This window comes from Pseudomonas mendocina (assembly GCF_900636545.1).
Lineage (GTDB): Bacteria > Pseudomonadota > Gammaproteobacteria > Pseudomonadales > Pseudomonadaceae > Aquipseudomonas > Aquipseudomonas mendocina.
Map to the genome: position 1 here is coordinate 1,176,324 of NZ_LR134290.1, position 13,591 is coordinate 1,189,914.

At 63.5% G+C, this 13,591-nt stretch carries 13 protein-coding genes; 6 read left to right on the forward strand and 7 right to left on the reverse strand.

Annotated elements, in window-relative coordinates:
• Position 1: 1 nt before the first annotated feature.
• The 3 genes from EL191_RS05355 to EL191_RS05365 form a co-directional block, all read right to left on the reverse strand.
• The gene (locus tag EL191_RS05355) at positions 2-1,594 is read right to left on the reverse strand and encodes a sensor histidine kinase (protein WP_017361287.1); all 1,593 of its coding nucleotides are present in this window, start codon (positions 1,592-1,594) and stop codon (positions 2-4) included.
• Complete coding sequence (locus EL191_RS24515; RefSeq protein WP_041977033.1) at positions 1,584-1,820, reverse strand: PP0621 family protein; 237 nt, start codon at positions 1,818-1,820, stop codon at positions 1,584-1,586. The genes EL191_RS05355 and EL191_RS24515 overlap by 11 nt, the downstream gene beginning before the upstream one ends.
• Positions 1,821-2,015: 195 nt before the next feature.
• Positions 2,016-3,008: an outer membrane protein assembly factor BamD gene (locus EL191_RS05365; RefSeq protein WP_013714195.1), complete on the reverse strand. Its 993-nt coding sequence runs from the start codon at positions 3,006-3,008 to the stop codon at positions 2,016-2,018.
• Between the two features lie 138 nt (positions 3,009-3,146).
• Here EL191_RS05365 and rluD point away from each other — a divergent pair, with 138 nt between their 5' ends.
• The 4 genes from rluD (at position 3,147) to EL191_RS05385 (ending at position 6,682) form a co-directional block, all read left to right on the forward strand.
• The gene (rluD, locus tag EL191_RS05370; protein ID WP_041977181.1) at positions 3,147-4,121 is read left to right on the forward strand and encodes a 23S rRNA pseudouridine(1911/1915/1917) synthase RluD; all 975 of its coding nucleotides are present in this window, start codon (positions 3,147-3,149) and stop codon (positions 4,119-4,121) included.
• Positions 4,118-4,849: a peptidoglycan editing factor PgeF gene (gene pgeF, locus EL191_RS05375; protein WP_041977035.1), complete on the forward strand. Its 732-nt coding sequence runs from the start codon at positions 4,118-4,120 to the stop codon at positions 4,847-4,849. The genes rluD and pgeF overlap by 4 nt, the downstream gene beginning before the upstream one ends.
• A 104-nt stretch (positions 4,850-4,953) precedes the next feature.
• Entirely contained in the window at positions 4,954-5,544 is a 591-nt protein-coding gene (locus EL191_RS05380; RefSeq protein WP_026041940.1) for a TetR/AcrR family transcriptional regulator, read from the forward strand.
• A 28-nt stretch (positions 5,545-5,572) separates the two neighbouring features.
• Entirely contained in the window at positions 5,573-6,682 is a 1,110-nt protein-coding gene (locus tag EL191_RS05385; protein WP_041977037.1) for an NADH:flavin oxidoreductase, read from the forward strand.
• A gap of 211 nt (positions 6,683-6,893) precedes the next feature.
• Here EL191_RS05385 and EL191_RS05390 read toward each other — a convergent pair whose 3' ends face one another.
• Positions 6,894-8,099 carry a glycosyltransferase family 4 protein gene (locus EL191_RS05390; RefSeq protein WP_080764246.1) on the reverse strand — a complete coding sequence of 402 codons (1,206 nt, stop codon included), beginning with the start codon at positions 8,097-8,099 and terminating at the stop codon, positions 6,894-6,896.
• Between the two features lie 58 nt (positions 8,100-8,157).
• A complete protein-coding gene (bsrA, locus tag EL191_RS05395) occupies positions 8,158-9,060 on the reverse strand; it encodes a LysR family transcriptional regulator BsrA (protein ID WP_041977042.1) in 903 nt (300 codons plus the stop codon).
• A gap of 79 nt (positions 9,061-9,139) precedes the next feature.
• On the opposite strand from bsrA, the gene EL191_RS05400 reads away from it, so the two are divergent.
• A complete protein-coding gene (locus tag EL191_RS05400; protein WP_041977045.1) occupies positions 9,140-10,249 on the forward strand; it encodes an SRPBCC family protein in 1,110 nt (369 codons plus the stop codon).
• Here EL191_RS05400 and cysZ read toward each other — a convergent pair.
• Positions 10,246-10,986, reverse strand: a complete 741-nt coding sequence (cysZ, locus tag EL191_RS05405) for a sulfate transporter CysZ (RefSeq protein ID WP_041977048.1) — start codon at positions 10,984-10,986, stop codon at positions 10,246-10,248. The two genes, EL191_RS05400 and cysZ, sit on opposite strands and share 4 nt — an antisense overlap.
• Positions 10,987-11,256: 270 nt before the next feature.
• On the opposite strand from cysZ, the gene trxB reads away from it, so the two are divergent.
• Positions 11,257-12,204, forward strand: a complete 948-nt coding sequence (trxB, locus tag EL191_RS05410; RefSeq protein ID WP_041977050.1) for a thioredoxin-disulfide reductase — start codon at positions 11,257-11,259, stop codon at positions 12,202-12,204.
• Between the two features lie 206 nt (positions 12,205-12,410).
• On the opposite strand, the gene EL191_RS05415 is transcribed toward trxB, so the two are convergent.
• The gene (locus EL191_RS05415) at positions 12,411-13,571 is read right to left on the reverse strand and encodes an AAA family ATPase (protein WP_013714206.1); all 1,161 of its coding nucleotides are present in this window, start codon (positions 13,569-13,571) and stop codon (positions 12,411-12,413) included.
• Between the last annotated feature and the right edge of the window lie 20 nt (positions 13,572-13,591).

A 13,591-nucleotide genomic window follows, 5' to 3' on the forward strand; every position in this document is an offset into this window, starting at 1 on the left:
CTCAGCTCAGTTTGCGCGGATGGGCGAAGGTGATGCGGAAGCAACTGCCGCCACCTTCACGAGGTTTATAGTCGAGGCGGGCCTGGTTGCCCTGGCACAGCTCGCGAGAAATATACAGACCGAGGCCGGTGCCTTTGTTCTCGGTGGTGTAGAAGGGCTCGAAGATGTGCTGCTCCTGCTCGGGCGGCACACCGGGGCCGTCGTCGAGTATTTCCAGCACTGGCAGGTCGCTGCTCTCGTCGCGGAACAGGCGTAGCCAGACCTGGCCGAGTCGATGTTTCTGCGCGCTGTAGCGTAAGCCGTTCTGCACCAGGTTGGTCAGCACCTGGGTCAACTGGTGCGGGTCCATGCGTGTTTGCAGGCTGCCGCCCTGGGTTTCCAGGTGGATCTGCCGGTCGCTTGGGGCCGAGCTGCGAAACTCGCTGGCGAAGCGGTGCAGCCAGTATTTGAGATCCAGCAGCTGTGGCTCGGCCTGGCGCCGGCGCGACAGCTGTAGCACGTTCTCGATCACCAGATTCATGCGCTTGGAGTGATCCTGAATGATTTGCGCCAGGCGCTGATCCGGGCCTTGCAGGTCTTCGGACTCCTGCAACAACTGCGCGGCGTGGCTGATGGCGCCGAGCGGGTTGCGAATCTCGTGGGCGATACCGGCGGTCAAGCGGCCGAGCGAGGCCAGTTTGAGCTGTTGCGCCTGCTGGGCAATCTGCGAAATGTCGTCGAGAAACACCAGGATGTGCTGCTGCTCGCCGCGTTGCAGGGAAATGAAACTGGGCTGCAGGACCGGGCCATCGACTTGCGCCTGAAGGCTGTCCGGGCGCAGTGTCGGGTTGTGCAGCCACTGTTGCAGCCGTTTGACCAGTTCCGGGCAGTGCGGGTCGATGATCTTGCCGGTCAGCTCCCCGCGGCCCAGCAGTTGCGTAGCGCCCTGGTTGGCCAGGAGCACGCGATGCTGGGTATCGAGCACCAGGATACCGGTGCGCATGCGCTGCAATATCTGCTCGTTGAGCTCCTCCAGGTTGGCGACATCGGCCGCGCGTTGCTCGGCCAGGCTTTCGCTGACCTGCAGGCGGCGAGTGATGCCCTGGATAAACAGTGCGCCGGCGAAACACAGCGCGCCAAGTGCGCCGGCCTGCACGTACTGGGCGGCAGCGGCGGGGCGGCTGAGGCTGAGATAGAAGGTCAGGTAAATAAGTGCGATGGCAGCGATGGCGGCGATCAGCAGGCCGATGCGGCCGCGCAGCAGAATATTGGCGATGGCCACCGCTACCACCAGCAGGTTGCCGATGCCGCTGGGCGTGCCGCCAGCGGCATAGAACAGCGCGGACAGGAAAATCACGTCCACCAGCGCCAGGCTGAACAGCTGCATCAGGTGCTTGGGCTTTTGCACCAGCACGGCGATGAGGATGTTGAGGATCAGATAGGCCCAGCTGCCTGTCCGAAACAGCTCGATATGCACCACATCCAGAAACTGTTCATCGAGGTTGCTGGATATCAGCAGGATCAGGGCCAGGCCGATGCTCAGGCGATAGAAGTGATAAAGCCTGAGGATGCGTCGCCCCTGCGTACCGCCTTGCAAGCTGAGATCAGCGGTCACCGGCGTGCGGGCCTTGTTCGAGATGGGCTCGGCTGCAGTACCACTGCTTATCCTGGCTCAGGGCCTGCGGTTTGGGAACGTGCACGCCGCAGTGTGCGCAGCGCACCATCGGGGCGGCAGCTGCCTCCGTGGGGCGAGTGCTTTTAGGTTTACTCATATAGCGGCGCCAGATCCAGACCGCTGCGAAAATGACGGCGATCCAGAACAGCAGGCGAAAAAGACCCATATCGTGCTCTTTTGTTCGTTCAAAGGCCGCAGTTTAGCCAAGCCGAGCGCTTCGGCACAGTATCCGCATGGCAGCCTGTGAGCTGTTTCCGAGCGTGGCCTGTGGGCCGATGTGGCAGTCATGCAGGAAATCGGAGGCAGAAGCGTCAGGCAATAAAAAGGGAGGCCGTGGCCTCCCTTCTCGGTAATACTGCGATCAGTCGAACAGACCGAAGGTCAGGTAACTCCAGATCGAACGCTTCTTGGCCGTTTCGCCGGTCTTGGCGTCCTGCTGGAGTTCGGCCGGGATCTGTTGTTCGGCGTCTTCGTACTGGCGGATCACATCCTGGCTGGCACGGGTTTCGCCCGGCGGCAGCGGTGTGTCGGTTTCGATCAGGCCCAGGGTGGCCTTGGCTAGCCAGGAGCGGTTGTCGGCTTCTTCTTCACGTGGGACGAATTCGCCGCTTTCCAGCGTCGGGTGGTCAGGGTAGTTGAGCTTGAGGGTTTCCAGGCTGGTGGCTGCCAGATCGTCCAGCGACAGGCGCTGGTAGGCCTCGGTCATAATCGCCAGGCCGTCACCGACCGACGGGGTTTCCTGGAAGTTCTCCACTACATAGCGGCCACGGTTGGCGGCGGCGACGTAAGCCTGGCGGGTGAGGTAATAGTGGCCAACGTGGATTTCGTAGGCAGCCAACAGGTTGCGCAGGTAGATCATGCGCTGCTTGGCGTCCGGCGCGTAGCGGCTGGTCGGGTAGCGGCTGGTGAGCTGGGCGAACTCGTTGTAGGAGTCGCGCGCGGCGCCCGGGTCACGCTTGGTCATGTCCAGCGGCAGGAAGCGCGCCAGCAGGCCTCGATCCTGATCGAACGAGGCCAGGCCCTTGAGGTAGTAGGCGTAGTCGACGTTGGCATGCTGCGGATGCAGGCGAATGAAACGCTCGGCTGAGGACTTGGCAGCTTCCGGCTCGGCGTTCTTGTAGTAGGCGTAGATCAGCTCCAGTTGAGCCTGCTCGGCGTAGCGGCCAAACGGATAGCGAGACTCCAGCGCCTTCAGTTTGGCGATAGCCTGGGTGTAGCTGCGGTTGTCCAGGTCGGCCTGGGCCTGCTGGTACAGCTCCACCTCGCTGAGGTTTTCATCGACCTCCGGCTGCTTGGAAGAGCAGGCGGCGGTAAGGGCGAGGATGGCGATCAGCAGCAGGTGTTTCACTTGCATGGCGGCTTGCGTCCCTGTGACGGCCGCGCGGCCGTCCTGTTATGATGAGCGCCCCCGGAAACCCCTGGGGCAAAGACGCCGTATTTAACCACAAGCCTGTCGCCGAAACCAAAGGCCAGGCTCCCGCCGTTGCCGAAGATGACTTCTATAAACAAGCAGCTGATTCAACTCCAGGCCATCGTCCCCTTTGAACAGGGCGGTCAACGCCTCGACCAGGTGGCTGCGCAGCTGTTTGGCGAGTACTCCCGTTCGCGCCTTTCCACCTGGATCAAGGAAGGTCGTTTGACTGTCGATGGCGCAGTGGCGCGCCCGCGTGACACTGTGCATGCCGGCTCGACGCTGGTGCTCGATGCCGAGCAAGAAGCTCAGGGAGAATGGATCGCGCAGGACATCGAGTTGAACATCGTCTATGAGGACGAGCACCTGCTGGTGATCGACAAACCCGCAGGCCTAGTGGTGCACCCGGCGGCTGGACATGCCGACGGCACCCTGCTCAACGCCTTGCTGCACCACGTGCCGGACATCATCAACGTACCGCGTGCCGGCATCGTCCATCGCCTGGACAAGGACACCACGGGCCTGATGGTGGTGGCCAAGACCCTGCAGGCGCAGACCAATCTGGTCGAGCAGTTGCAGAAGCGTAGCGTCAGCCGCATCTATGAATGCATTTGCATCGGCGTGATCACTGCTGGCGGCACCATCGATGCGCCGATTGGCCGCAGTTCCAGCCAGCGCCAGCGCATGGCGGTGACCGACGGCGGCAAGCCGGCGATCAGTCACTACCGTGTGCTCGAGCGCTACCGTTCACACACCCATGTGCGGGTCAAGCTGGAAACCGGACGCACCCACCAGATTCGCGTGCATATGACCCACGTTGGTTATCCGCTAGTGGGCGATCCGGTCTATGCTGGGCGTTTCCGCATTCCGCCAGCGGCGAGCCCGACCCTGGTGCAGAGCCTCAAGGAGTTTCCGCGTCAGGCGTTGCATGCGCGTTTCCTCGAACTGGATCACCCGGCCACCGGCCAGCGCATGAAGTGGGAGTCGCCGCTGCCGGACGATCTGGTCTGGCTGCTGACCCTGCTGCGTCAGGATCGCGAGGCGTTCGTCGGGTGAGTGCCCACGACTGGCTGACGCCCGACTGGCCCGCGCCGGCCCATGTGCGTGCTTGCGTCACCACGCGCAGCGGCGGTGTCAGCGTTGCACCGTTCGAGACGTTCAACCTCGGTGATCATGTCGAGGACGACCCAGCGGCGGTTGCGAGCAACCGTCAGCATCTGGTCGATGCCTTGGGTTGCCAGCCAGCTTGGCTGCGCCAAGTGCATGGCATTGTTGTGGCCGAAGCCGATCCGGCGACGGTCATCGAAGCCGATGGCAACTGGACTGCTACGCCGAGTATCGCCTGCACGGCGATGACCGCCGATTGCCTGCCAGCGTTGTTCTGCGACCGCGCCGGTACCCGCGTGGCAGCGGCCCATGCAGGTTGGCGTGGGCTGGCCGGTGGTGTGCTTGAGGCGACCGTCAAGGCGTTGAGCGTTGCACCGCAAGAGCTGCTGGTCTGGCTCGGCCCGGCCATCGGCCCGGCGGCTTTCGAAGTGGGTAGCGAGGTGCGCGAGGCCTTCGTGCGGCAGCATGCCGAGGCTGCTGCTGCGTTCGTGCCCAGTGCCAATGCTGGCAAGTTCATGGCCGATATCTACCAGTTGGCGCGCATTCGCCTGGCTGCCATCGGCGTGACCGCTGTCAGCGGTGGCGGACTGTGTACCTACAACGACCCGCGTTTCTACTCCTATCGCCGCAGTGCCCGCACCGGGCGTTTCGCTTCGCTGATCTGGCTGCAGGGCTGAGCTTGAAGTAGGGCGGGTGAAACCCGCCCTACGTTTTCTAGTCCTCAATCACCAATATCAATAGTGCTGTGCCGGGCGAGACGACCGGTCATATGCTCGGCGCCATGAACAGCATTCGACTCGACAAGCGCGACCTGATCCTGAGCAAGGGCTCGGCGGTGATGACGCGTCGCGGTTATCACGGCACCGGCGTACTGGAAATCGTCCAGGCAGCCGGGATTCCCAAGGGCAGCTTCTATCACTACTTCGCCAGCAAGGAAGATTTCGCCCTGCAGGCGCTGGCCTTCATCTATCGGCCGCGCCTGGCGCGCTATGCCCAGGCGCTGAGCGATCCGGCGCTGAGCCCGCGTGCACGCATCCTTGCTTACTACCGCGACCTGCTGGCGCACTTCGCTCGGCAGGAGACGCCGCAGTACCACTGCTTCATCGGCAGCCTGAGTTTCGAGATGAGCGAGATGCTGCCGGCGATCGGCGCCGAGGTCGCGGCGATTCAGCAGGCATCTGTGGACATCCTGCGCGACTGCCTAGAGCAGGCGCAGGCCGCCGGTGAACTGCCGGCCGATGAGGACTGCGGCAACCTTGCCACCTTTATCAGCGACGCCTGGCAGGGCGTGTTGGCTCGCCTCAAGGTGGGCCGCAACCTGCAGCCGCTGGAAGCTTTCGTCACCCGCCTGGAGCGTTTGCTGCAGGCCTGATTAACCGTTCTATCCTAGAGGAAAGATCATGAGCGCTCCCGTTCAAGCCCTGTTCGCCCCGTTCCGCCTCGGTAACCTGGAACTGCCGACCCGTGTGGTCATGGCGCCGATGACCCGTTCCTTCTCGCCCGGTGGTGTGCCCAACGCCAAGGTCGTCGAGTACTACCGTCGCCGCGCGGCTGCGGGCGTGGGCCTGATCGTCACCGAGGGCACCACGGTCGGGCACAAGGCCGCCAATGGCTATCCGAACGTGCCGCGCTTCTACGGCGAAGACGCCCTGGCTGGTTGGAAGCAGGTGGTCGATGCCGTGCACGCCGAAGGCGGCAAGATCGTCCCGCAGCTCTGGCATGTGGGTAACGTGCGCAAGCTGGGCACCGAGCCGGATGCCAGCGTGCCCGGCTATGGCCCGATGGAAAAGGTCAAAGATGGCCAGGTGGTTGTGCATGGCATGACCCAGGCCGATATCGATGAGGTGATCGCGGCCTTCGCCCAGGCCGCGCGCGATGCCAAGGTCATCGGCATGGACGGTGTGGAGATCCACGGCGCCCACGGCTACCTGATCGACCAGTTCTTCTGGGAAGGCAGCAATCAGCGCACCGACGGCTACGGTGGTGACCTGGCGGCGCGTTCGCGTTTCGCCATCGAGCTGATCCAGGCCGTGCGTGCCGCGGTCGGCCCGGATTTTCCGATCATCCTGCGTTACTCGCAGTGGAAACAGCAGGACTACACCGCTCGCCTGGTGCAGACCCCGGAGCAACTGGAGGCCTTCCTCAAGCCGTTGTCCGATGCCGGCGTGGACATCTTCCATTGCTCGACCCGCCGCTTCTGGGAGCCAGAGTTCGAAGGCAGTGACCTCAACCTGGCCGGCTGGACGCGCAAGCTCACCGGCAAGCCGACCATCACCGTTGGCAGCGTCGGCCTGGATGGCGAGTTCCTGCAGTTCATGGTCAAGACCGACAAGGTGGCCGAGCCGGCCAGCCTGGAGAATCTGCTCGAGCGCCTGAACAAGGAGGAGTTCGATCTGGTCGCCGTAGGCCGTGCGCTGCTGGTCGACCCGGATTGGGCGCTGAAGGTGCGTGAAGGCCGCGAGCAGGACATCCTGCCGTTCAGCCGCGAGGCGCTGACTTCTCTGGTCTGAATCCGTTGCTGCTGGGCGTCGCGATCCGATGCCCCGTTTTTTAGCCCCGGCACATCGGGGCTTTTTTATGTTCTTCGCGGACAAGTCCACTCCCCCAAAAGCCTGTTCCCACCAGGGTTGTCAGTTCCGCGCAACAGGCTTTTAGCTGCATTGTGGGAGCGTTCTTGACCGCGAATGCGTTGGCAACGCGAGTCAGTCGGCACGGCCAGGTTCAGGGCTTGCTGCGCATTGCTGCTGCATCGCCGATCACAACTGGCCCTGCACGTTGCGGCGCGGGCTGAATCACGCTGCGCAGGTGCTGCTCGAACTGCGCGACGATGCCGTCCCAGCTCAGGTGGCTGGCGTGGCGACGGGCATTGAGGCGAATGTGCCGCAGTACTTCCGCGTCCCCCAGTAATTCACAGGCGGCTTCGCAGAAACCGGCGTCGTCGCCGGGGCGGGCGAGCAGGCCGTTATGGCCGTGATGGATATGCTGGGCAGCTGCAGCCTGGTCGAAGGCCACCACGCCAAGACTCGACGCCAGCGCTTCCAGCACCACGTTGCCGAAGGTTTCCGACAGGCTGGGAAACAGGAACAGATCACCCGAGGCGTAGTGCCGGGCCAAATCTTCCCCGCGTTGCAGACCGCAGAACAGGGCATCGGGCAGTTGCGCCTGAAGGCTGGAACGCAGCGGGCCGTCACCGACCAGGATCAGGCGCATGCGCCGTTGCGGGTAGCTGGCTTGCAACTGGCGGAAGGCCTTGACCAGCAGGCCGAGGTTCTTCTCCGCCGCCAGGCGACCGACATGCAGCACTGCCAGGTCATCCGCTGCGAGGCCCCAGCTTGCGCGCAGCTCATCGCTGCGTCTGCGCGGGTGGAACAGCTGGCTGTCGACACCGCGAGCGAGCAGGGCCAGGCGTTCGAAATCACGACGCTCCAGCTCCACCTGCTGGCCGATGCTCGGCACCAGGGTCAGTTGCGTGCGGTTGTGAAACCAGCGCAGGTAATTGGTCATCGCCCGTGTCAGCAGGGCAAAACCGTAGTGTCCGGTGTACTGCTGGAAGTTGGTGTGAAAGCCGCTGACCACCGGGATCGCCAGGCGCCTGGCTGCGCGCAGGGCGGAGAGCCCCAGCGGACCTTCGGTGGCGATATAGAGCACGTCGGGGCGTTGCCGCTGCCAGCGCCTGAGCAGCTTGTGCAGCGACGACTGACCCCATTGCAGACCGGGGTAGCCGGGTAGCGGCCAGCCACGGGTCAGCAGCAGGTCGTCATCGGTAGCATCCGGCTGATCGGATTCCTGGCGCGGTCTTATCAGCTGCACGCGATGGCCGCGCCCGCGCAGGCCGTCGATCAGGCGGCCGAGGGTATTGGCCACGCCGTTGATTTCCGGGGGGAAGGTTTCGCTGATCAGGGCGACATGCAGAGACGGTGCGTTCATATACGCAGTCTCTGCCCCAGCCATGTAGTGAGAGTGACATTTCTGTTGCGTTTACATGTCAGGCGAGCAGGCTGTGCAGTTGCTCACGCAGCCAGATATGCGCGGGGTCGTGTTGCTGCTGACGATGCCAGATCAGGCTGATCTGCACGGCAGGCATGTCGAAGGGCAGTGGTGCCACCTGCAGGTCGAACAACGGCGCGAAGGCTTCGGCCTGATGTGCCGGTACGGTGCCGAGTAGATCGGTCTGGGCGACGATGGCTGGAATCGGCAGATAGTTGGGCAGATGCAGTGCTGCCTGGCGTCTGACCTTGGCCGAGCCGAGCACGATCTCCAGCGGCGAACCGCGCCCTGCACGTGGCGTCACGATGACATGGCGGGCCTGCTGATAGCCCTTGAGGCGCAGGCCGCCGGCGAACGCCGGATGGTCCTTGCGTCCAATCACGACCAGCGCCTCCTCGCGCAGGGGAGAGTAGTGCAGGTCGGGCGAATCGAAGTGCAGGTAGTCGATGGCCACGTCCAGAGCGCCACTCTCCAGACGCGGCAGCAGGTTGTCGGCGTCGTCGCCGTGCGCGACAACTTCCACCTGCGGGGCGACACGGGCCAGGTGCGCCAGCAGCATCGGCAGCAGCGCGGCCTGGGCGTAATCATTGAGCGACAGGTTGAATGTGTGTGGCCTCTGTACATCGAAGGGCTCCGCCGGGCCCAGGCCCGCCTGCAGTAGATGCAGCGCCTGGCGCACGGGCGAGTAGAGCGCCAGGGCGCGCGCGGTCGGCGTCATGCCCCGCGCGGTACGCAGGAACAACTCCTCGCCCAGTTGCTGGCGCAGTCGGGCGAGGGCGTTGCTGACCGTCGACTGGCTCAGGTGCAGGCGTTGGGCTGCGCGGGTCAGATTGCCCTCCTGCATCAAGGCATCGAAGACCAGCAGCAGGTTGAGGTCGAGCTGGCGTAAATTCGAAATCACGAATAATGCTCTTTTCAACTATCCATTATTCGAATGATTTGGCCGGGCCTAGACTGCTGTCAATCCACAGGAGAGCGCCATGGCCTACAACAACGATAACGCCCAGGCTTTTCGCAGTGATTACCGAGCTGCCATCCATCCTCGGTACAACCCCTGGCTGCACGCCGTGTTCGTGCTGGCTTACGGGCTATCTTGCATCGGCTGGCTGTGGAGCACATTGGAGGCCGTGGCGCCTTGGCAATGGTTGCTGGTGCCGGCCACGCTGGTGTTCTTCAACTGGGGCGAGTATCAGGTGCACAAGTGTCTCGGCCACAGCAAGACGCGTTTCGGCAAACTCTTCTATAAACGCCACACCGGCGATCACCACAGCTTCTTTGTCGAGACGCTGATGCCCTATGAAACGGCGCGTGACTGGCGGGTGATCCTGTTTCCGGCCTGGCTTATCGTACTGTTCAGCCTGCCTACGTTCGCCGCCTGGTGGCTGCTGTCCCAACTCGACGGTAATGCCGCCGCGCTGTTCGCCGGCAGCATGCTGCTGGGTTACATGACGTACGAAGTGGTGCATGCCTGCGAGCATCTGCCGGTCGAGCATCCGGTTTCGCGCTTGCCGTGGATTCGCCAGATGCGCCGCCTGCATGCGCTGCATCACCGCCGCGAGCTGATGCATTCACGCAACTTCGGCATCGTCCATCCGCTGATGGACTGGTTGCATGGCACCCTGCACTGGGAGCCTGAGCCGACTCACCGGCAGAACCGCCAGCGGCACCGTATTCGTATCGCCCTGCCGGCCGAGCGGGTACTGGACTACGCTGCGGCGCCGATCCACTGGCCCGAATGGCATCCCTCGTCATTACGTATCTACGGGCGCGACGGTGTGCTGCTTGCAGGGGAATGTTTCGAGGAAGACATACATGCCGGCGGCCGCGCCGGGCATCTGTGCTGGGACGTGCTCGACTATCAGCCGGCCCAGCGTTGGCAGGCCAGTGCCCAGGGCGAGCATGGCCTGCACCTGCTGCTTACCTACGAGTGCGTGGCAGTCGAGGGTGGTTGCGAGTTCGTGCGCACCCTCGAGTACGGCTTCGACAACTGGCTGATGCGCCTGGCCAACCGCTTGTTCATGCACAGGCGCGTCGAGCGCGAGTCGCAAGCCTCGATGCGGGCACTGCAGAAGGTACTGGCGCGTGGTTAGCTGCGCACGCCGCGCTCGCGCACCCAGAACAAGGTGGCGCCGGCCACGGCGGCTGGCATCATCAGGATGTTCAACCCCGGCACCAGCAGGGCGGCGTAGGTGATGCCGCCAAAGCTCAGGCTCTGCCAGCGCTTCTCGCGCAGCCAGGCGAGCATGTCCTGCCAGCTCATCTTGTTGTTGTCCGCCGGGTAGTCGATGTACTGCACCGCCATCATCCACACGCCGAACAGCAGCCACAGCGGTGCAGCGACCAGGTTCACCACCGGAATGAAGCTGAGGATCAGCAGGCCGATGGCGCGAGGCAGGAAGTAGGCCAGTTTGCGCATCTCGCGGCCCATGGTGCGCGGCACCATGGCGGCCAGTTCGCCCCAGCTGAACGGTGGAAAGTGATCTTCACCACGCGCTACTACCTCGACCTTCTCCGCGAGAAACCCGTTGAACGGTGCAGCGATGATGTTGGCCAGCAGGGTGAAAGTGAAGAACACCATCAGCAGTACCAGCACCACGAACAGCGGCCAGAGGATGTACTGCAGGAAGCTCAGCCAGCTCGGCAGCGTGGGCATGAAGGTATCCACCCAGCCACTGAACTGCTGCACGGCGAAACCGATCATGGTGGCGAAGAGAATCAGATTGACCGCCAGCGGCAGCAAAACGAACAGGCGCAGGCCAGGGCTGAGAACAAGCTTCAGGCCTTCTCGCAGGTATTGCGGGCCGGATAGGACAGGGGCGGCGGGCATGGCGATCTCCTGAGGTGGGTGAGTGCGCGCGACCATACCGACTTCGCGGGCGCGGCGAAAGTTCAGCCACCGGGTGCGCGTAGCCCCAGCAGCAATAGGCGGATTCTATCCGTCAAATTGGCAATCGATATTTCCGCTTTGCAAACGGCCTGGATAGCCTTGCGCGCAGTTCCCTTTTTTGTGGGGCTCTCATCCTCCAAGCCTTCCCCTAGCGCTTCGAGAGTCCCTTTTTATCTGGCCTGCTGGCCCTGGGCCGGCGAGGAGTTAGCGATGCCTATCGTTCGTCACGCCCGTGTCATCATCCTGGGCTCCGGCCCTGCCGGTTACAGCGCCGCGGTGTATGCCGCGCGGGCCAACCTGAGGCCGCTGCTGATCACCGGGATCCAGGCGGGTGGCCAACTGACCACCACCACCGAGGTAGACAACTGGCCGGGCGATCCGCATGGGCTCACCGGGCCGGCGCTGATGCAGCGCATGCAGGAACATGCCGAGCGTTTCGAGACCGAGATCGTCTTCGACCACATCAATGCCGTGGACCTGGCCGGAAAACCGTTCACCCTGGTCGGCGATAGCGCCACCTATAGTTGCGATGCACTGATCATCGCCACCGGTGCCAGTGCCCGTTATCTGGGGCTGCCCAGTGAAGAAGCGTTCATGGGCCGTGGCGTATCAGCCTGTGCGACCTGCGATGGTTTCTTCTATCGCGGCCGCGAGGTGGCCGTGGTTGGCGGCGGCAATACGGCGGTGGAAGAGGCGCTGTACCTGGCCAATATCGCCAGCAAGGTTACGTTGATCCATCGCCGCAACGCCTTTCGCGCCGAGAAGATCCTGCAGAACAAGCTGCAGGAGCGGGTCGCCGAGGGCAAGATCGAGCTGCAGCTCAATGCCGAGGTCGACGAAGTGCTGGGCGATGCCAGCGGTGTCACCGGTGTACGCCTCAAGCAATACGGTGGCGCCTATCGCGAGCTGAAGGTGGACGGCCTGTTCGTCGCCATCGGCCATACGCCCAATACCAGCCTCTTCGACGGTCAACTGGCGCTGAAGGACGGTTACCTGGTGGTCAATGGCGGGCGCGATGGCAATGCCACCGCAACCAGCATCCCTGGCGTGTTCGCCGCCGGTGACGTGGCCGATTCGATCTATCGCCAGGCGATTACCTCGGCTGGTGCCGGTTGCATGGCGGCGCTGGATGTTGAGCGGTATCTCGACGGGTTGTGACTTCGGTTGCGGCTGTAGGAGCGGCTGGGCGGCATTCCGCTTCAGCCGCGAAAACGCTGATAAACCTCCCCGGATTTCATCCGGGTTACGTGGCAGTGGGGGTGTGTGGGAAGGCGTTTCCCTGCATTGATCGAGCTCACGCACCAATACAGCCATAGCCGCGACTTCTAAAGCTCGCCGCTAAAGCGCCTCCCACTATCGGTGACTCAATCCGGCCAATGCCAGGGCGGCTCATCGAGCATGCCCTGGCCGCGGATGCAGGTCTGGCCGAGCTGTTTGTCCAGTTCCAGGGTGTTGCATTCAGGGCTTTCCTTCAGCGTGGCGATCAGCCGGCTGGCGTGGGACACCACCCACACCTGGGTCTGTTTCGAGGCGGCGATGATCAGACGCCCAAGTGCCGGCAGCAAATCCGGATGCAGGCTGGTTTCCGGCTCGTTGAGCACCATCAGTGACGGTGGCCGTGGCGTGAGCAGGGCGGCCACTAGCAGCAGGTAGCGCAGGGTGCCGTCGGACAGTTCGGCGGCGCTCAACGGGCGCAGCAGACCTTCCTGGCGCAGTTCGACAGCGAAGCGCCCACCGGCCTGGAAATCGATATGTAGGTGGCTGCCGGGAAAGGCGTCATCAATGGCGGCGTTAAGCGCTTCGCGGTCGCCGATTTCGCGGATGGTTTGCAGTGCTGCGGCCAGGTCGCGACCGTCGTGGTGCAACACCGGTGTGCGCGTGCCGAGTTGCGGCTGGCGCGCCGGGGCGTCGGCGTCGCTGCGAAAGTGATCGTAGAAGCGCCAGCGGCGAATGGTTTCGCGTAGCTGGAAAACTTCCGGGCAATTCGGGTCGTTGCCGATCTGGTCGAACAGGCTGTCGTAGTTCGGCACGTGTTGGGCCAGTACCTGCCAACTGCGGCCTTCGCGCAGGCGCACCAGCGGCCCGCTGCGATCCACCAGCAGCGAGGCCGGGCGGTAGCTGGTACCGGCCCAAATGCATTCGCGTTTAATTTCCGGGTCGAGGGAAAAGGCCGAGTGGCTCGGTTCGGGCAGGCCGAGGGCGATGGCATAGCCGAAATCATCACCGGCAAAACCCAGGCGCAGACGCATGGCGTTCTGCCGTGGGCCGCCCTGCACCGGCACATCACCTTTGAGCATGCGTCGGGAAATTTTCTCCGGTCCGGCCCAGAAGCTCGACTCCAGCCCACCTTCGCGTGCCAGCGCGTTGACCACGCCGCCCTGCGCGGTTTCCGCCAGCAGGCGCAGGGCACGGTAGAGATTGGATTTGCCGCTGCCGTTGGCGCCGGTGATCAGGTTGAGCCGGCCCAGCGGCAGGATCAGGCTGTTGATCGAGCGGTAGTTGGCGACGGCGAGGGTATGCAGCATGCAGATGTCGTCCTGACAGA